This window comes from Pseudomonas sp. 02C 26 (genome assembly GCF_002843585.1).
Lineage (GTDB): Bacteria > Pseudomonadota > Gammaproteobacteria > Pseudomonadales > Pseudomonadaceae > Aquipseudomonas > Aquipseudomonas shirazensis.
Genome location: NZ_CP025262.1, coordinates 3,459,081 through 3,477,965, shown reverse-complemented (window position 1 = coordinate 3,477,965; position 18,885 = coordinate 3,459,081). Strand labels below are relative to the sequence as shown.

At 55.2% G+C, this 18,885-nt stretch carries 16 protein-coding genes and 3 pseudogenes; 9 read left to right on the top strand and 10 right to left on the bottom strand.

Annotated features, from left to right (window positions below; genetic code table 11):
- Positions 1-27 precede the first annotated feature (27 nt).
- On the bottom strand, positions 28-585 hold the full coding sequence (locus CXQ80_RS15905) for a phosphonoacetaldehyde phosphonohydrolase-related protein (RefSeq protein WP_101321161.1): 558 nt from the start codon (positions 583-585) through the stop codon (positions 28-30).
- Positions 586-774: 189 nt separating this feature from the next.
- Between CXQ80_RS15905 and CXQ80_RS15900 the strand changes: the two genes are divergently transcribed.
- The 3 genes from CXQ80_RS15900 (at position 775) to rssC (ending at position 3,465) form a co-directional block, all read left to right on the top strand.
- The gene (locus CXQ80_RS15900) at positions 775-1,482 is read left to right on the top strand and encodes a VacJ family lipoprotein (RefSeq protein WP_101321158.1); all 708 of its coding nucleotides are present in this window, start codon (positions 775-777) and stop codon (positions 1,480-1,482) included.
- Positions 1,483-1,801: 319 nt separating this feature from the next.
- The gene (gene rssB, locus CXQ80_RS15895) at positions 1,802-2,986 is read left to right on the top strand and encodes a two-component system response regulator RssB (RefSeq protein ID WP_101321156.1); all 1,185 of its coding nucleotides are present in this window, start codon (positions 1,802-1,804) and stop codon (positions 2,984-2,986) included.
- Positions 2,983-3,465 (top strand): anti-sigma factor antagonist RssC, encoded by a 483-nt coding sequence (rssC, locus tag CXQ80_RS15890; protein WP_101321154.1) that lies wholly within the window; start codon positions 2,983-2,985, stop codon positions 3,463-3,465. The genes rssB and rssC overlap by 4 nt, the downstream gene beginning before the upstream one ends.
- A 21-nt stretch (positions 3,466-3,486) precedes the next feature.
- Here the strand turns inward: rssC and CXQ80_RS15885 are convergent, their stop codons facing one another.
- The 3 genes from CXQ80_RS15885 to dusA all read right to left on the bottom strand — a co-directional run bounded on the left by CXQ80_RS15885 (position 3,487) and on the right by dusA (position 7,660).
- Positions 3,487-5,376, bottom strand: a complete 1,890-nt coding sequence (locus tag CXQ80_RS15885) for an alkaline phosphatase D family protein (protein WP_101321152.1) — start codon at positions 5,374-5,376, stop codon at positions 3,487-3,489.
- A gap of 102 nt (positions 5,377-5,478) precedes the next feature.
- Positions 5,479-6,405, bottom strand: coding sequence for a transaldolase (tal, locus tag CXQ80_RS15880; protein WP_101321150.1), 927 nt, complete (start codon positions 6,403-6,405; stop codon positions 5,479-5,481).
- Between the two features lie 244 nt (positions 6,406-6,649).
- Positions 6,650-7,660 carry a tRNA dihydrouridine(20/20a) synthase DusA gene (gene dusA, locus CXQ80_RS15875; RefSeq protein WP_101321148.1) on the bottom strand — a complete coding sequence of 337 codons (1,011 nt, stop codon included), beginning with the start codon at positions 7,658-7,660 and terminating at the stop codon, positions 6,650-6,652.
- 103 nt (positions 7,661-7,763) lie between these two features.
- Here dusA and CXQ80_RS15870 point away from each other — a divergent pair.
- Positions 7,764-8,886: pseudogene (locus CXQ80_RS15870) on the top strand (tyrosine-type recombinase/integrase).
- Positions 8,887-9,081: 195 nt separating this feature from the next.
- Here CXQ80_RS15870 and CXQ80_RS15865 read toward each other — a convergent pair.
- Entirely contained in the window at positions 9,082-10,095 is a 1,014-nt protein-coding gene (locus CXQ80_RS15865) for a DUF4062 domain-containing protein (protein ID WP_101321146.1), read from the bottom strand.
- Between the two features lie 213 nt (positions 10,096-10,308).
- Positions 10,309-10,578 (bottom strand): annotated as a pseudogene (locus tag CXQ80_RS15860) (pyocin activator PrtN family protein); the annotation flags it as partial.
- 72 nt (positions 10,579-10,650) lie between these two features.
- Between CXQ80_RS15860 and CXQ80_RS15855 the strand changes: the two are divergent.
- The 3 genes and pseudogenes from CXQ80_RS15855 (at position 10,651) to CXQ80_RS15845 (ending at position 12,257) form a co-directional block, all read left to right on the top strand.
- Positions 10,651-11,426: pseudogene (locus tag CXQ80_RS15855) on the top strand (DNA adenine methylase).
- A gap of 144 nt (positions 11,427-11,570) precedes the next feature.
- Entirely contained in the window at positions 11,571-11,843 is a 273-nt protein-coding gene (locus tag CXQ80_RS15850; RefSeq protein WP_101321144.1) for a hypothetical protein, read from the top strand.
- Between the two features lie 3 nt (positions 11,844-11,846).
- Positions 11,847-12,257 carry a type II toxin-antitoxin system PemK/MazF family toxin gene (locus CXQ80_RS15845; protein WP_101321142.1) on the top strand — a complete coding sequence of 137 codons (411 nt, stop codon included), beginning with the start codon at positions 11,847-11,849 and terminating at the stop codon, positions 12,255-12,257.
- A 299-nt stretch (positions 12,258-12,556) separates the two neighbouring features.
- Here CXQ80_RS15845 and CXQ80_RS24760 read toward each other — a convergent pair whose 3' ends face one another.
- The 4 genes from CXQ80_RS24760 to CXQ80_RS15825 form a co-directional block, all read right to left on the bottom strand.
- The gene (locus CXQ80_RS24760) at positions 12,557-12,709 is read right to left on the bottom strand and encodes a hypothetical protein (protein ID WP_157831760.1); all 153 of its coding nucleotides are present in this window, start codon (positions 12,707-12,709) and stop codon (positions 12,557-12,559) included.
- A gap of 486 nt (positions 12,710-13,195) precedes the next feature.
- Positions 13,196-14,533 (bottom strand): hypothetical protein, encoded by a 1,338-nt coding sequence (locus CXQ80_RS15835; RefSeq protein ID WP_101321138.1) that lies wholly within the window; start codon positions 14,531-14,533, stop codon positions 13,196-13,198.
- A 573-nt stretch (positions 14,534-15,106) separates the two neighbouring features.
- Positions 15,107-15,988, bottom strand: a complete 882-nt coding sequence (locus CXQ80_RS15830; RefSeq protein WP_101321136.1) for a DUF2971 domain-containing protein — start codon at positions 15,986-15,988, stop codon at positions 15,107-15,109.
- Between the two features lie 683 nt (positions 15,989-16,671).
- Positions 16,672-17,235, bottom strand: coding sequence for a type 1 glutamine amidotransferase domain-containing protein (locus CXQ80_RS15825; protein WP_101321134.1), 564 nt, complete (start codon positions 17,233-17,235; stop codon positions 16,672-16,674).
- Between the two features lie 1,044 nt (positions 17,236-18,279).
- Between CXQ80_RS15825 and CXQ80_RS15815 the strand changes: the two genes are divergently transcribed.
- Both CXQ80_RS15815 and CXQ80_RS15810 read left to right on the top strand, forming a co-directional pair.
- Positions 18,280-18,534 (top strand): hypothetical protein, encoded by a 255-nt coding sequence (locus tag CXQ80_RS15815; protein ID WP_101321129.1) that lies wholly within the window; start codon positions 18,280-18,282, stop codon positions 18,532-18,534.
- A 24-nt stretch (positions 18,535-18,558) separates the two neighbouring features.
- On the top strand, positions 18,559-18,846 hold the full coding sequence (locus CXQ80_RS15810) for a DUF3077 domain-containing protein (RefSeq protein ID WP_101321127.1): 288 nt from the start codon (positions 18,559-18,561) through the stop codon (positions 18,844-18,846).
- The last annotated feature ends 39 nt before the right edge of the window (positions 18,847-18,885 follow it).

Sequence of the window (18,885 nt, the reverse complement as noted above, 5' to 3'; positions counted from 1 at the left end):
TGCATGATCCGCGTCAAGCCGCCTGTATCAGGGTTTTTCACCTTTGCGGCGGCGTTGGGCGATATCTGCCAGGCACGGTTGTAGCGCTTCCAAATGATCGATCACCGAATGCGCGCCGAGCCTGAACAGCTCAAGGGTGGCCTTGCCGCGATTCGCTTGCTGGTCTTGGGCGGTCATCGCCTGCCAGCGCTTCGACGAGGCCTCGCAGCGGGGACTGCATGCCGCCAGGCCGATAGTCCACAAACCGGCTTTGAGCGCAGATTCAAGCAAGCGCGGATCACCGCTGACCAGCACGCTGCCATCGAGCTTCGCGCTGTTGAGCTGCATCAGCGCCTGCCAGCAGGCATTCGGTGCCGGCCACGGCAGGGAAGGGGTCGAATGCCCCGGCAGCCAACTCGGCAGCACCCTGGTCAATGACTCGCCGGTGCCGGGCTCATCCAGCCAGATGCAAGGCACCTGCTGGCTGTGCAGGTCAGCCAGCATGGCCAGCGCGCCAGGCGCTGGCGCAGACACGTCATTGGCGGTTTCCACCAGGCAGCCACGCAGCCCGAAAAGCACAGCGGTGAAGGCGGGTGCGTCGTGCATGGCAACTTCCCTGAAAATAGTCAGACTAAGTAGCGACTGTTACACGTAGATGACGTAGCAACAATTACTGACAAAATAATGAGCAATACTCAGCGAAGCTGTTTATCAGCCGTCGACGCTTTATACTGTCGCCAAACTCAGCAGAGCAAACGCGCATCTGCGACCGTGAATCTTGATGGAGAAACATCTATGCATAGGATCGGCGCCAGTGTGATCGAGCGAATCACCCAGGCCTGTGTCTGCGCCAGTCTGTTGCTGGCGCCCGTGGCTGCTACGCAGGCAGCTACCGAAGAAGATCCCTGGGAGGCGGTCAATCGGCCGATCTTCCGGTTCAACGATACGATCGACACCTATGCATTCAAGCCGTTGGCCCAAGGCTACCAGGCGATCACCCCGCAGTTCGTCGAAGACGGCATTCACAACGTCTTTCGCAACATCGGCGATGTCACCAACCTGGCCAACAATATTCTGCAGCTCAAGCCCCACGCTGCTGGCGTCGACACTGCCCGGTTGATCGTCAACACCACCTTCGGTATTGGCGGCCTGTTCGATGTGGGTACCCGCATGGGCCTGCAGCGCAACGACGAAGACTTCGGTCAGACCCTCGGTTACTGGGGCGTCGCAAGTGGCCCCTACGTGGTCATTCCGCTGCTCGGCCCGAGCACCGTGCGTGACGGCCTGGCCAAGTACCCGGACAGCTACACCAAGCCGTACCGCTACATCGATCATGTACCGACCCGCAACACTACGCTGGGGGTAGACCTGGTTGACACCCGTGCCAGCCTGCTCTCGGCTGAAAAGCTGATCAGTGGCGACAAGTACGTGTTCATCCGCAACGCCTACCTGCAGAACCGCGAGTTCAAGGTCAAGGATGGCGAAGTCGAAGACGACTTCTAAGTCTGGGTAGCTGGGGCTGCAAAGCAGCCCCAAAGCTGGGCCCGCAACGGGCCTTGCGACCATCCATCGGGTTACCTCAAACACATTTCTTATAACTACCAGCAATTTGCCAAACGCTGTGTAATCAAGCCGAATCGCGCATGCTTGAAACCCCCGGCGGATGGGAGTACCGTCTGCGCCTGACAGGGCACCTCTGCTGTTGCCGGACAAGGGTTCTTGTCCTACAACTCTATAGGTAGAGCAGCCAAACAGTATTCCAGTAGTGATAGGCGCAATTGCGACGATCCTACGCAAACCTAATCCGGCGCCGTTCGCCCACATGCAGAAAACCAGTGCAACGCTGCTGATTATCGATGACGACGACGTGGTCCGTGCGAGCCTCGCCGCGTATCTCGAAGACAGCGGCTTTAGCGTCCTCCAGGCCGGCAATGGCCAGCAGGGGCTTCAGGTCTTCGAACAACACCAGCCTGATCTCGTGATCTGCGATCTGCGCATGCCGCAGATGGGCGGCCTTGAGTTGATCCGTCGGATCAGCGAAGTGGCCCCGCAGTTGCCGGTGATCGTGGTGTCGGGTGCCGGTGTCATGAGCGACGCTGTCGAGGCGCTGCGCCTGGGCGCTGACGATTACCTGATCAAGCCGCTCGAGGACCTGGCAGTGCTGGAGCACTCGGTGCACCGTGCGCTTGACCGTTCGCGCCTGCTGGTCGAAAACCAGCGCTATCGCGACAAACTGGAAACCGCCAATCGCGAGCTCGAGGCCAGCCTGCACCTGCTGCAGGAAGACCAGACCGCAGGGCGCCAGGTGCAGATGAACATGCTGCCCGAGAGCCCGTGGGTAGCCGGCGAGTTCTCCTTCGAGCACCAGATCATCCCGTCGCTGTACCTGTCGGGCGACTTTGCCGACTACTTCCGCGTGGATGAGCGGCGTATCGCGTTCTACCTGGCCGACGTATCCGGCCATGGTGCTTCGTCGGCGTTCGTGACCGTACTATTGAAATTCATGACCACCCGCCTGATGTTCGAATTCAAGCGTGGCGGCAAGATGCGCGATTTCAAGCCTTCGGAAGTGCTCAGTCACATCAACCGTGGCCTGATCAACTGCAAGCTGGGCAAGCATGTGACCATGGTCGGTGGCGTCATCGACGAAGACACCGGCCTTCTGACCTACGCCGTCGGTGGCCACCTGCCAATGCCGGTGCTGTATACCCCAGAGCACACGCGCTACCTCGAAGGCCGCGGCCTGCCGGTGGGGTTGTTCGAAGAAGCCACCTATCAGGATCTGGTGGTCGAACTGCCCGCGCAGTTCAGCCTCAGCCTGATGTCGGACGGTATTCTGGACCTTTTGCCCGGTAACACGCTCAAAGATAAAGAAGCTGCCTTGCCGGAGATCGTCAAAGCAGCAGGGGGTAGCCTGGATGGGCTGCGCCAACGTTTCGGATTGGCTACGCTTGGGGAGATGCCGGATGATATCGCCCTATTGGTGTTAAGCAGGAACCTTCAATGAGTACCGGTAGAATCCAGTTCGCCGAGCAAAGCGGTACCTTTGTACTGAAGTTTGTCGGTGAAGTACGCCTGACCTTGTGTTCGGCTTTGGATGCGACGATCGAGAAAATCTTCACTGCGCTGAATTTCTCGGCCATCGTCATCGATCTGACCGAAACCGAAAGCATCGACAGCACCACCCTGGGGCTGTTGGCCAAATTGTCCATTCTGTCCCGGCAGAAGGTGGGTCTGTTGCCGACCGTGGTCACCACCAATCCGGATATCTCGCGCTTGCTGCAGTCGATGGGTTTCGATCAGGTGTTCAACATTGTGGGTCGGCCGATCCCCTGCCCAGAGTGCCTGACCGACCTGCCGTCGCAAGACCAGAGCGAAGAGGTTGTACGCTCCAAGGTGCTTGAAGCACACCGCATCCTCATGGGCCTGAACGACTCCAATCGTGAAGCCTTCCATGACCTGGTCAGCGCGCTCGAACGCTCCTGAGCCTCGACTGCGGTGAACTGATCACCGCAGCCGCTCACTATCGCGCAAGAACTCATTAGCCTCTGAGCCATCCGCATTGAGCTGGAACACCCGCTCTGGCTGGCCATCAGCGGTGAAAAACACCTGCCCCAGCCCCGCGCTGTTCCACAGCCGCTCGCCGGCCTTGCTGCGGCTCGGCAGGCGTGGTGCGACTTCCATCAGGCGCCGCTTGGTAAACCAGTTCAGGGGCGAGCGCGGCGAATACAGCCAGCGGTTGAGCCGATCAAGCACATCCAGCAAACGCTGCGGAAACTGGTTCTTGATGCCGCTGCTGGTGACCTGCCACAGGTGCGGGTTGTGCTGGCGATGGCGGATCATCACTTCATAGACAAACGAATAATGCACGTCGCCTGACAGCACCACGTAATGCCCCGGGGTGCGCGAGTGGCGGAAGATATTCAGGATGACCTGCGCCGCGCCGCGGTGCGCCATCCAGTTTTCAGCGTCGACCAGCAGCGGATAACCCAGCCAGCTGAACACCCGCTGCACCGCCTCGATCAGCTTGACGCCGAAGATCGGCGCCGGTGACACGATGATCGCCGAAGGGTGGTCAAGCAATGCCTGCTGCAGCTCGCACAGCGCTTCCCAGTCGAGCAGGCCAGAAGGCTTGCTCAGGCTGTTCTCGCTACGCCAGCGCCGGGTGCGGGTGTCCAGCACCAGTAGCGGCGGGGTGGTCGGCAGGCTGAACTGCCAGCCCTGAAAGCGCAGCAGTTCGCCAATCAGTGCATCCTGCGCTTGCTTGGCCAGATGTTGCTCGGCCAGGCTGCAATACTGCTCCAGCAGTGGCGCGCAACTGTCCGGGTCGTTACCCCAGCCCTGGCAGAGCAGGTAGCCGAGCAGGGCATTGCCGATGATCCGCCGCGAGAACGGATGGCCATAAGCGGTCTCCTCCCACTGCGCCGACAGGTTCCAGTCATCGGTGATGTCGTGGTCATCGAAGATCATCAGACACGGCAGATGCGCCATGACCCTAGCGACCTGACCCAGCCCTGCAACAAAGCCCTCGATCAGCGGCAGCTCTTCCTGATAGCGCGCCTGGCGCTTGTCGGTCAGCCCCGCCGGCATGTCCATCTGCACCAGGCTCCAAGGCGTTGGTGACCACACCAGCAGGTACATCGCCATCACCTCGGCGAAGGTCACCAGATGGTTGTCAGCGTTGCTGGAGGAGAAGATCGGCTTGCGCTTGCCGCCAAAGAAGCGCTCACGCAGGGTCTCGTTACCTTCCTGTGCGGGCAGCAGATCGGCGCGGTGGTAATAACAGGCAGGGTGGCCATAGAGCTCGGCGCTGTCAGCGACCAGCGCACCTTCCAGGCTTTCCTCGAATAACCGCAAACGCTCGATCAAACTGTGAATCGCACGCAGCATCGGCCCGGCGACATCGTCGGCGTAAACCTGGTCGCCGGTCATCATCAGTACCGCAGGCCGCTGCTCCGGATTTGGCTTCGCTTGCAGTAAACGGTCGGCGCAGAGCAGGCCGTCGGCCGCCGGGTGATGAGGCTTGCGGCAGGAGCCATGCAGCAGTTGGTCGATGCGCTCACGCAGCACCAGGCTCGGTCGGCTGGCGCCGGGGTAGAGCAGGTGCGGCGCCCAGCTGGCAATGCCTTCGCCTGAATCGAGCAGCAAGTCGTATTCGAGGGCCACGTCAAACGGCAGCGCGGTGTCGAAATGGATATCCAGCAGGTGGATAAAAGCCGACCTGCCGATGGGCACGGTCTGGCAATTAATCTGAGCAGTGACACCGGGGTGTTCAAGGACGAAGTCCAGCTGCAGCGGTTGCGATCCAACCAGCCAGATCGCCAGGCGCTGAGGCTCCAGGCGGCGCAGTACCGGGCCAGCGAGGGCAAGGGGAAACGATTCGGGGGAAGGCGTCATCGACAACTCAACAGCTCGGTGAAGCCGGGGATTATCTCACAGGCAAAAAAACGGCGGAAAATGCTCGGCATTTCCCGCCTGTTGCTTACGCGCAGATTTGTATCAAGCCTTGTCGGCCATCAGCGCTTCCAGCTTCTCCTGATCGCGGGCGAACTGGCGAATACCCTCGGCCAGCTTCTCGGTGGCCATGGCGTCTTCGTTCATCGCCCAGCGGAACTGGCTTTCGTTCAGTTGCTGCTTGGCTTCACCGGCATTGCCAGGCTTGAGGATGCGCGGCAGCTCGCCGTGGTCTTCGCTCAACTGCTGCAGCAGCTCAGGGCTGATGGTCAGCCGGTCGCAGCCGGCCAGATGCTCGATCTGGCCGATATTGCGGAAGCTCGCGCCCATCACCACGGTGTTGTAGCCGTTGGTTTTGTAGTAGTCGTAGATACGGGTTACCGACTGCACGCCCGGATCGTCAGCGCCGACATATTCTTTGCCGGTGCTCTTCTTGTACCAGTCGTAGATACGCCCAACGAATGGCGAAATCAGGAATACCCCAGCGTCGGCACAGGCCTGCGCCTGGGCGAAGGAGAACAGCAGGGTCAGGTTGGTCTGGATGCCTTCCTTCTCCAGCTTCTCGGCAGCACGGATACCTTCCCAGGTCGATGCCAGCTTGATCAGCACCCGATCACGGCCAACACCGGCTGCGTCATACAGCGCAATCAGTTGGCGCGCCTTGGCCAGCAGCGCATCTTCGTCAAACGACAAGCGCGCATCGACCTCGGTCGAAATCCGCCCCGGGATGACTTTAAGGATTCCGCTACCTACCGCTACCGAGAACTTGTCACAGGCAAGGCCAACATCGCCTTTGGCATCCGCCTTCACCTGCTTGAGCAAGTCGGCATAGCCAGCAATACCAGCAGCCTTGAGCAATAGCGAAGGGTTGGTGGTGGCATCTTCCGGCTGCAGCCGGGTGATGGCATCCAGATCGCCAGTGTCGGCGACCACGGTGGTGAACTGCTTGAGTTGTTCCAGCTTGGAAGTCATGGCGTGCTCTGTCCTGTGCAATGGCTCGACATTACCCGAGCCCGGAGCAGCGCTCAAGGGGCGTCAGGGCAGGCCGAGCATGCCCCTCGTGAAATAGCGCGAAACCTTGATCAGGCAGGGCCAAATACGAGGGGCGGCGGGTTAGCTCAGGGGCCGACGGCGAACCGCAGCCCCAGCGCTGAAGAAAGTGTGCACGTTCGAGTCGTAGCGGTGCTCAGGGTTCCATCCATTCCCGCCCGACGGCTCAACGGCCCTGCAGCAGCTCGGCCGCCTGATCCAGCACCGCCAGCGGTTGGTCGGTCTTGTGGATGTCTGCAGACAGCAACTGGCGGAACCGCCGCGCCCCCGGGAAGCCCTGGCCGAGGCCGAGGATATGCCGAGTGATGTGATGCATCGCACCGCCGCTTTCGATGTGCGCGACGATGTAAGGCCGCAGGCGCGCCATCGCCTCGCTGCGGGTGACTACCGGCGCGGTGCTGCCAAACAACTGTTGGTCGACCTCGGCCAGCAAGTACGGGTTGTGATAGGCCTCGCGGCCGAGCATCACACCATCGAAGGTCTGCAGATGAGAGCGGCATTCATCCAGCGTCTTGATGCCGCCGTTGAGGATGATTTCCAGGTCGGGGAAGTCGGTCTTCAGCTGCGCGGCAACGTCATAGCGCAGCGGCGGGATATCGCGGTTTTCCTTGGGCGAGAGGCCCTCGAGAATCGCGATCCGCGCGTGTACGGTAAAGCTCTGGCAGCCGGCGTCACGCACCTGGCCAACGAAGTCGCACAGCTCGGCGTAGCTGTCGCGGCCGTTGATGCCGATCCGGTGCTTGACCGTGATCGGCGTCGAAACCGCATCGCGCATTGCCTTGGCGCAATCGGCTACCAGCGCCGGGTGGGCCATCAGGCAGGCGCCGATCATGTTGTTCTGCACCCGGTCGCTTGGGCAGCCGACGTTGAGGTTGACCTCGTCATAGCCTGCTGCCTGCGCGAGTTTTGCGCAGGCGGCCAGGTCGGCCGGGTTGCTCCCGCCTAGCTGCAGGGCGAGTGGGTGCTCGGAGACGTCATGGCGCAGGAAGCGGTCGGCGTCGTTGTGCAGCAGGGCGCCGGTGGTGACCATTTCGGTGTAGAGCAGGGTGTGCTGGGAGAGCAGGCGCAGGAAGTACCGGCAGTGGCGGTCGGTCCAGTCCATCATCGGTGCAACGCTGAAGCGGCGTGACGGCTCAGGGCGCTTGGTTTGTGGGTTTGAGGCTGATTCTAGGGGCATTCTGGTCTACGCATTTTGTACCATTTTTCTGGGTTTTAGGGCGTTTTTGGTGTGACGGTGGGACGATTTACCACCGCTAGCCACGCTTGTACCACCGGAAATCATGGCAACGATTAGAGCAAGGAAAAAGGCCGATGGAACGGTTAGCTATACCGTCCAGATCCGCCTCAAGGAAAAGGGTGTCCTAGTCTACCAAGAGTCCCAGACATTCGCCCGCAAGCAGGCCGCTCAAGCCTGGGCGAAGCGACGAGAGACCGAGTTGGCTGAGCCAGGCGCGATCGAGCGGGCCAACCGGGGTGGTCACGCAGTCAAGGACATGATCGATCGCTACCTGGTGGAAGCCGAGAAAGCCCGGCCGCTGGGTAAGACGAAGCGGCAGACCCTCCTGGCTCTCAAGAACAGTTACCTCGGCGAAGTGGTCGACTTCGACATCTCTCAGCAGGTGCTGGTGGACTATGCCCTATGGCGTATGAGCCCTGAAGGCGGTGGTATCAACCCGCAGACAGCCGGCAATGATCTTGCTCACCTAGGCTCTGTGTTGTCGCTGGCTAGGGCCGCGTGGGGGTACGAGATTAACCACCAAGCTATGCCCGACGCACGCCTTGTCCTGAAGCGCCTCGGCTACAACATGAAAAGCAGAGAGCGGGATCGCCGTCCAACGCTCGAAGAACTCGACAAGGTGCTTGAGCATTATTTCGAGATGCTTGCACGGCGTCCGACAGTCATTCACATGCCGAAGGTCGTGGCGTTTGCAATCTTTTCTACCCGCCGTATGGACGGGATCGCTCGTATCATGTGGGAGGACCTGGATGAGCACCGCCAGGCTGTGAAAGTGCGGGACATGAAGAACCCCGGGCAGAAGATCGGCAACGATGTGTGGTGCCATCTACCGGATGAGGCGTGGGCCATTGTGCAAAGTATGCGTCGTCAGCGCTCTGAAAACTTCCCTTACAACACCGATTTAATCGGCACGGCGTGATCCAGGGCATGCAAGATGGTTGGCATAGAGGATCTGCACTTTCACGATTTACGTCACGAAGGTGTGAGCCGGCTGTTCGAAATGGATTGGGATATCCCGCGCGTACGGAGTGTTTCCGGTCATCGTGAATGGAGCTCACTTCGGCGTTACACCCGTCTAAGGGGGTCGTGGCGATCGATATATGGAGTGGGGTTGGTTAAAGCAGATTGTCCAAGCTCCAGTTACCCTAGGCGCCCGGGTTGAGTAGTTGGTTAAAAATGCCAGTAATGGCCGAGCTTCGTAAGCTAGTTCAATCCACTACTCGAGATATCTTTTTGCACGTTGCCATAAATACTGTTGAGTCGATGGCTGGCGCTTGTGGAGAGCAGCTGCCGACCCATACAACGGCTCAGTAAATACGCATATCTGTGCCGTTGTTGCATGTTCTTGAAGTGCGCTACGTTTACTCGCTCTTGGTCTTTAGTTGCGTTGGATTAGATTTTTTTATGGTTTTCACAGGTTGATTGTTTATTAGCTCGGCTACCGTTGATCCAGAGGATTCGATCGTATAAATCATCTCATCTTTTAGTTCGGTGTAGTCTTTTTCCATTCGCTTTAGGTAAGCACTTTGAATAATTCCACTACCTGATGTTACGAATGATTTATCATCGGTTATTTTTATGGTTTTTCCGAGGTTTGTTGTACAGCTTAAGAGGCTGTCGCTTGAAAGTATTGCTATAGGAGTTGGCTTGTAGCCAGTTGATAGAAGTGCTTTCACAGATTCTCGGCCGATCATTAACTCATAGAGCGATGCGAGTATATTACTTTCCTTTGATCCTAAGGAGCTGAGCAGTTCGCTGGATAGAAAAGCTATCTTTTCATTTATCTCAATTAAATGAGTCATTGTGTCTGCGACTCGTGCATTTTCATTATCTTGCAGTAAGAATGAAAACATCATTCCGGCCCACTGTTGGCGGAGATAATTTTCAATGTCATTGAAGTCTCGAAATGGTATCAATGCATTGTTAATGGCTTGTTTTCTTACTTCGTCTATGAATTCAAATATTTTAGGGGCGTTTTTGTCTATCGATGGATATGAGATCTTAGATCTATCCAATTCTTTATTGTTTTTATTTGAGCTGTAAACAAAGTGATCCGAGTAGACGGCCTGTTCTATCATCGCAAAAATCGGAATTTTTCTTCTTATTGCTTCTCTGTATTCCTCATTGGTAATCGAGGTTTCTTTTCCAATATATTCGCCTCCGAATCGACCTCCGATAATAAGTACGAATAGTTGACAGTTGGGAACTTCAGTTAGGCAGGATTCATGAGTATGTTTTTTAGGGTCGTAAAAAACAGCGCCATCGTCACTTAATACAGGTTCATATCCGATATTCCTAATAAAGTACTTTAGGTTTTCGCGGATATATTTCAAATCATAGCAAGTGGAGCTTACAAATACACGCGGCGTCGCCATCTTACACGTCCCTAGCAATCGATCCAGTCTGGCAAAATTTAGGTCGAATCATACTACGTTAAAGGCGTTATGCCATCAGTGTAAGTCAGTGGTTTTGGCATTTCCCTGTATCGATCCGACCGATTTAAGGAGGGTGCGACGGCCGCAGATGGTAGGCGACCATCGACGCAGTTAGCTAAGACGAAGGCGACTGTGTGTAAGAGTCTGGTTCAGTCAGATATCCCGTGCGGATGGCTGAAACTGATCAAGTGGGGCGCAGTCTCCGAGGCAGCCTGCCTGTAACCTCTTATTCAATTGCGAACACTCTTTGCGCGCGACATCCCGCTGCTGGTTCAGGTAGAGGGCCAGATCGGCAATGTGTATCCCTCGGGCCCTATTCTGGCTTGGCTCAAGTCGGGTGATAGGCAGCTTGATCTCCCCGGCCAGCACCTTGCGCTGGAATACGAGTGGTGTGAGGTGCGTGAGGTAGTCAGTGGCTACGCGTAACGAACCCCGCCGAGTGCACCGAAAAGCAACTGCTGCAGATCCTCCCCAACGCCGGCGGCCTTGCCGCGAATGGTGATGGTGTCCGGCGGGCCCAAACGCCGCCTGGCCGACCGCTTGATCCCTCTTTCTCCCCCTCACGAGTGCTACGTCGAAGTCTTCGCCGGCGGCGCTGCGTTGTTCTTCATGTGCCCCCAGGCAGCGCCCGTGTAAGTTCTGAACGATCTGAACGGACCTTGTACCGCGTTGTGCAGAACCACCTGCAGGAGTTCGTGCGCCAGTTCAAGTGGGCGCTCAGCTCCCGGCAGATCTTCGAGTGGCAGAAGATGACCCGCCCCGAAACGCTGACGGACATCCAACGTGCTGCCCGGTTCTTCTACCTGCAGCAGCACGCTTTCGGTGGCAAAGTCAGCTGGCAGACGTTCGGTACCGCAACCACCGGGCCGGCCATCAATCTGTTGCGTATCGAGGAGAACCTATCCGCCGCGTGGCAGCGACTCGCCGGCACCTACGTCGAAAACCTGTCCTAGCTCGCGTGCGCCGAGCGCTACGATCGAGCGCACACGTTCTTCTACATGGACCCGCCTTATTGGCAGACCGCCGGCTATGGCGTGGACTTCCCCTTTGATGACTACGAGCGCATGGCCGACTTCATGCGCCGGTGCAAGGGCAAGGTGATGGTCAGCATCAACGACCACCCGGAAATCCGGCGCGCCTTCGACGGCTTCCACTTCGAGTGCTTGGATATCCGGTACAGCAACACCAACCAACGGCAGGGCAAGGCGGAGGTGACCGGCGAGCTGGTGATCATGAACTGGCAGCCGTCATCACTGGGTGGGTTATTTTAGGGGGGGGTGTAATCGATTTGTTGCTTCATTGTCAATAGCGGGTATTGACAAATTGCCTTCTGGTGATATAGAATTGCTAGCACTGGGGCAGGAATGTCCCAGAAACCTAGGAAAACAGTAAGTAAGTAATCGGAGTAAGCCCGTATGTCCCACGCCGAAAGATCTGAAACGGTCCTTTTGAGGTTAAGACCTCAGGACACCCCCACAGGGATAAGCGGCTCAACATTTGAGCAGCTGATGTCACAGACCGGCTTGAACAAAACCGAAGTCATCCACTTCGCTCTACGTCAAATGGCGGATCGCTTTTTGCCGAAGTACGAGCTGGACGACGGACCATTAACCGACGCCCAAATGGCCGCTATCCGTGCGGAATGCCCGGACCAGCCAGAGGAGCGCATCACTAGAAGGCTATTTTAAAAGATGACAAAAAGCTTCACACCGCTGCCCGCACCAGGCGACATTGTATGGTGCAAATTCCCAGAAACTGTCGGTATTCCCGGCCCTAAGAATCGTCCTTGTCTCATCCTGGGCGTTTTTGATGAAGACCACATGGTCCGGGTTTGCTACGGTACGAGCCAGAAAACTGGCCAAGAAGAGATTTACCCCGGAGAGTTCGTCATGGACCCTCAGGATGACGGATTCGATATCAGTGGGTTGGGACCTCGAACAAAATTCGATCTCAACAACACGTTCGACTTGCCGTTTACGGATAGATGGTTCCATCCGCATCGAGCGACAACGTTGCCCACTCCGCTGCCCAAGATGGGCACGCTGCACCCTAGCTACATGCAGGCGATCAAAAAGGCCTTGGGCCACGAAGAAAGCTCCTGACTGAAACTAGGAAAAACCGGCCTTGGCCGGTTTTTTGCGCTTATGGTGCCGCATTTTTGAGTCATTCGCTCCTTAATGCGCCGGTTCGAGGGCAGGGTGCTGTTTAGCATCAATGACCAAACCGGCATCCAGCACGCCTTCCTCTGATTACTCTTCGATCCGCTATAACACTATGAACCAGCGGCAGGGTAAGACAGAACTAACTGATGATCTTGTGATCATGGCCTGGCAGCCCGCTGGGCTTGGGCAATTGTTCTGATGCAGGGTGGGCATCTCACCCACCTTAGGCAGTCTGTGAGCTATCGACCTAGCGAGACTTTCCGCAGCAGCTCCTTGATTTGTTGAGCCTGACCTGTTGCGCGCCGTTCGATTCGATGGTGCAGGGCGGCTGATAACTGAAACAACTCGTCGGTGGATAACAACAGATCGCCGGTTGCGACGGCGTTGAGCATTTCCCGAATCGTCATCACACCAGCGTCTTCAGGAATCGGTCGGATCTATTCCTTGCCTGAATCAACGAAGGATATTAACCAGCGCCGTCCCACAAGCGACGGCGCTTCAGCGGGCTTCTCCATAGACTTCTCGGGGAACTGGCATTGAAGCCATTTGCGGTATTCGGCGGCCACCTCGGCCTTGCAGTAGTCTGCAGCACGCTCAGCGCCTACCGCATCGATCATCCACACTTCGCGATTACCTCGACGCAACTTGCGCTTGTGTTGAGGCACCAAGCTCCGGACCATTACGGGTGCAGGCATGCTGCGGGCACAAAAAACCGCTCGTAAGCGGCAGTTCGTACCCGCCTGCATTTCCGGGAGGCCAGTCCCAGGTCGCAGGATTTACTGCGACAGGGAAACGTTACTCAGCCCTTTCAGGTATGTCAACAGAATTGAGCTGCGCGATTGGCTCGCCATCGATCTCGGGCTAGTACGCTGCATTTACTATTCTGGCGGTTCAAAGTTGACCGTTGATTGTAGGATTGCTTTGACCGTATCGATGGGCCGTTGGCCATGGTGCATAACTCTTAGAAAAATTCCATCCATCAATGGCGTTTCTACATTGTCAATGCCGATGAAATAGGCTTTCCCGTCGTGGCGGTACGGGTGAAAGCCTTTCTGATCCATTTCACTGGCTTCTTTGTTGGTGGCTTGGCGGACTTGTACGCCATTCTTGATGAGCTGCTCAAAGAATGCAGGTATATTCAAGCCAATGCAAACGTTCTTTCTCCCGAATAGTATGTCAAGTTTGTGTCTATCAGCGATGTTATGATTGAAAATAGGCAAAGCCAGCGGGTGTGACATGCAGTCGATTAATCGCGTGCGTGGACAATTGGGAGTGCCGCCGGAATTATCAAACCAAGTGTTGAAAGCAAAGTGACCTCCTGCCCATATGGTTGTATTGGAATACGACGCTATAAATAAGCATCTGTCTATCGTTTCAAGCGCATATCCTCTGGTGTCTGAGATGTTGAGAATATTATTCAGCTCTTCGTCCCAGCTTCCAATATAAATGGTTTCTTCGGGTATGCTAATTTTGCGTTCTGTGTCTGGGTCTTGCGAAACACCAGAGTTAAATATTTCAGCGACGTGCGCCATTCTATTAGTTTGCCGCACCATTCGCTGTAGTTGCTTTAGTGACTGGGGGCCGTGTTCGTCTATAAAAAACTGAAGGGCGCGAGGGCATTCGCTCTTCATGAAAAATTTCAGAAAGTCTAGAATTTGATGATTTTTATCCCCCTCTTTTACCTCGGCGATATTGAAACGTCCTTCAGGGCCAGCGAGCAGAAGATCGCCGACTTGAACAAAGCTTGTCAAATCAGAAATTAGAGCGAAGCCGTCGGGCGTCGCCTCGTGATAATGCTCTATTGCTCGTATGATGGAGCTAAAGTTTGAATGTTTTAAATCGACAATTTTCTGGTCTTTATAAAATCTTCTAGCATAACAGAGTTGGTTGCCAATCATCTGCCATGCCATGCTGTCAGCTAGCTTGTGAAGTAGTAGAATATTTGCTCTTGGCCAAGGGTCGCTGCTTGTAATTATGTCAATTATTTTACTTTGGGCTTGCCTCATGCCAGAGTGAGCGAGAGATATGAATTTCTTACGAAGCTCTGGCGTCTGCTTCCCGTTGTTGAGCTTTATTTCGTCCCAGACTGGTTTAGATCCTTTGCTGGCAAGATCATGAATTTCAGCGGTTAGATTTTCAAGGCTGCAATCAAACCGATTGGGGCGGAGGGTCTGAGATGGATCATATGGGCCCTTTCTCTTTTTGCTTTTTGCCATGTCATTTCCTTGACGTTCGTCAGCTAAACTAACAACAAACCAGCAGAGGAATCACCACAGTTGCTCAAGAAAGAAAATTATACTCCGCCGTGCCGGAGTGCATAGAATATAAAGTCTTCAATGCACTTTTCAAGCTTCTCCTTGTAAATATCATCTGACCAATTGCTCTGATCGTAAGACTTTCCATCAGTTGATGAGTAATTTCTGCCGTCGTCATTAGTGTAGTTGCCAGTAATTTCTAAGCGGCTGTCGCCAAGGGAGCCGCCAAGAGTCAAGGAATGGTGTCCCCCATCTTTGTATTTCATGCTAAACGTGATACTGTGTTTGGAGCTCTTGATATCAATAGTTATCTTGCGTTGCTTTAGTTCTGATGCATATCCTTCTGCTGGTGGTTTTACACGTAGAATAATTTCGGCAACATAGTCGAGGTTGGTTTTGGAGGTTTGTTCTGCAGCTTTTTTGCTGTCCCGGATCGACTCAAGTTGTTGATCTATTTTTTAAAAAATTTGTGTTGCTCATTTGTAGTTCTCCAGTGTCGTTTTTCGAATTGGTGGGGCATGTTGTCTGAAGTTGTCAAGCTGGCTTATGCGAGTGAATTTCTAATTGGAAGGAGTTGTCGGCCGGCGTTGCTCTCATTATTTCTGCGTGTGGATATTGATGCTCTATGATTCTTATCAAGGATTCTTGTTGGTCGGGTGGCATACGACAGCCAAAAACAACTCCCGTAAGCTCCTTAGAACCGAATGCAATGTCCTCGTAGGGAGCATGTTTGTCACGCCCGTCACCAGCAAAAATCCGCCATTCACTTTCATGTTGCCAAGCATCTGATTTAGTATAAATTAGTGTTTCAATTCTTCTTGCTTGATCGAATGTGACTAGTCCGGCCAAAAAATCTGATAGCTCGTCTTCTTCGAAAAGCATCGGGATGTCTTTTTTGTAAGACATTTGTCGGGCTGTTTTATATGGGCTGTCTGCGCCTGCCTCGTCTTGGAAACGAAGTGCTACCCCTTTATTGCTGTCGGCGTAATAGGCCCACATTAATTGGTTGGTGGCTGAGTCGGTTAGGCATAAAATTTTAGTTGTGGCTAGCTGTTCTCGAGTTAAGCGATAAGTCTCGTGGATGTTTTTATCCATTAATGCAAATGACTGCCTAATGCCAGCTTCCATTTGGAGCATAAAATGCTTTTTTGGAATTCCTTGAAGCATTGGTCTCATTAGATTAAGCGCGGCGGTCATTCGACTTTTCGGATGGCCGTCCAATTCGCCCTTGAATGCCTTCCATAGCTTATTAAGTGAGTCTTTAAGTATTTTGTTTCGATCGAAGTTTATCTGAAGGTTAAACTGAATATCATAAGGATCGTTCAGTGTTGCAGGCGTGCTCCAGCGAAGTGTTTGGTTTTCGAGCACAATTTTGGCGGTCGTATACGTCGTGTACTTGAAGAACGATTCAGGCATTGGCTCGGTCTCTGACTGAGGGTTGGCCTGATGCCATCATGGTTCGTCCCCCTAGTCAATCAATCCAGGCGGGAATGAGTAGAAGAGGTCAGCTCCCGTGACTACCTGAACTCTTGGTGGAATGGTACAAAATTGGTACGGGTGAGATGTGTGTGCTGTGTAGCCCTTATTTTTCGCTAGCTATACGATAAATAGGCCCAATCCATCATCGGCGCAACGCTGAACCGGCGTGACGGCTCAGGGCGCTTGGTTTGTGGCTTTGAGGCTGATTCTAGGGGCATTCTGGTCTACGCATGTCCGTACCATTTCTACGAGTAGGCGCCTTGTTATGACAGCGGAGAGAGCGTCTCCACTGCTGGGAGCGCCGGCTCCGTCGAGATGGCAACAATGAGAGCAAGTAATAAGGCTGACGGATCGGTTAGCTGCATCGCCCTTACCAGCCTGAAAGGATGCCGTAGTCTACCAAGAAGCCCGCAGCTTCGCCCGCGATCACCCTGATAGGGCTCGAACGAGGCGACTAGAGGTGAAGTGATTACGAAAAATGGTATTTGCGCCCTTGGCAGTTCAAAGGGCAGGAGCAAGCATCCGATCGGATGGGTGCCATATTGCCTTATCAGCCGTTTATGGCGGGAAAACGAGCAGGGATTGATGGCAACCCACGTGGGCTGCCATCTGTGCGTACCTTATTTCCCTTCAATCGCCACAGCGATAGCGTCATTGAAGGCTGGAATATCCTTCGGAGTCCGCGAAGTAATCAAGGTCCAGCCATTGGCCTCGCATTGTTTCACCTGAGCATCGACCCAACCTTCAGCCCCGGCATTTTCAAGGTCAAGCCTAACGCTAGGGTACGAGGTGAGGGTCTTGCCCGGAATAACCCCGGCATTGATCAACACCCAAGGGCCATGGCAGATCGCAGCGATCACCTTGCCCGCATCGGCGAACTCCTTCACCAAACGCTGAGCGTTCTCGTCCAATCGCAGCGTATCGGCATTGACCGTACCGCCTGGAATCACAAGCGCATCGAAGTCTGCCGCCTTGAGCCCAGCCAGAGCGGTCTGGGACTCGACAGTGCGGTCTTTCTCGGTATCGCCAACGAACGTCTGCGTTGTGCCGCCCTCGCTCGACCCGTGGGTGACTTCCGCACCCTGAGCCTTCAGCGCTTCCAGCGGTTTGACCAGCTCATCGCGTTCGATGCCGGTGTTTGCGGTGATGAACAGTACCTTCTTGCCTGCCAGTTGATTACTCATGGTGGTCTCTCGGTCCTCTCGATCAAGGTGGTGGAAATGGTTCGGTCGGTGGTTTTCCCGACGCGTAAAAATGGGAGGGCAGGGCGGTTTCGAAAGTTCAGCTGGATTCAGGCGGGTGTCGGGTGCGCCTGACTCAAGTGGTGTCGATCTAAGGTCAGAGGCATGCGACGGACGATCATTGGTTGCTCCGCTCTGAAGGGCATTCCCTCAAGGGCTCTGCATTTATCTGAATTTTTGTCTGGCTTGAAATTGCTGGGGCCGCTGCGCGCCCCTTTCGCGACACAAGGCCGCTCCTACAGGGTGGCGTGCAGCCTGATTTTGATCAGTGGGCGAAATTTACTGCACGGCGCCGTCTGTGTAGGAGCGGCCTTGTGTCGCGAAAGGGGCGCATAGCGCCCCCGACGACCTCACGACAAGTGCACTTTCAGAACACTTCAAAAGGGATGGCTCTACAGGCGGGCTGGACCAAACTGCAGTAATGTACGATGGATTTCGTATGTATACGGGCGTCGCGACGTGCCATTCAGCGACGGCCAAGGCCAGGCGCGAGATATTCTTGTGGGCGTCTGCAGCGGCTGCGAAACCGTGGTGGCGATTCCGCCGCAGTCCACGCCGGCGCAAGCTTGTGTATCTCGCGGTTTGATTCAATCTCAGCTCGGTCGATATGACGCGTGTCTTATTTTGTTTCATATCGGCCCTACTTCCTACGTGAATTAATCAGATTTTCGCTCTTCCCTGTAGTCCATTTCCGAATCATCCTATTACCGCCTTTGGGCCATTGCGGTGGTTTCTCTGAGCTTCTAGTCTCGCCCTGTCGCTGCCAAACCTGCGACCGGGCCTGCAAGCTCGAAGATGAAATCCCACCTCCGAAACACTGTTGTGCTCAGGCATGTCGGTGTACTCGGTCAATGGTGGCTACGTATGGGAGATCTTCGGATCTGCCGGTTTTCTCATCTTCCGGTCTTGCAGACCTGTACGTAGCTGCCACCCATCAAATGCAAGTGGTGAAGTGGTGGTCCAATCGTCCAAAGATGAGATCACACCATGATTAAAATCGTCCCCGACCCACCCCATCCCAACTCCCTCCACGCCCTCGAAGACACCCTGATCCAAGCCGCAGATTACGTCCTGTGCGCACTGACGGTGGCCCATCAATCTGCCTTGCTCCTGCCGCGCACGCCCGGCTCGATCATGATGCTGACCATCATGCATGAGCTCGAAACCGCCCGAGCTTTAGTGGATACGGCTCTCACGCAGGTACAGCGCTTCGATGAGCCGACCAAGCCGACGTTGCACTGAATCAGCCAAGCCGGAGGATTGCATATGGACAAAGAACCGCTAGACCGCATCGGCAGGCTGGGCCTGACAGTCGGCTCAGCGACTTGCCTGGAAGGCGCCATTATGGGCAAGCGGCTGTTTCGGGTAGAAGCGGGTAACTGTTGTGATCACGCCTTGGCGCAGGCATCGGTGTTGATGGACAGCGCCCGTAAGGCCTCGTTTATTGGCGTCATGGACAATGAGCCTGCACTGGTTTGGGCCTCTCATTTTCTTGGTGAAATGGCTAAAGCGCTGATGGATGATGCGCATATGGGCATTAACAGAAACTCTTGAAGGGAACCCTTCAAGGTATTTGTCGGGCAGAAACTTTGG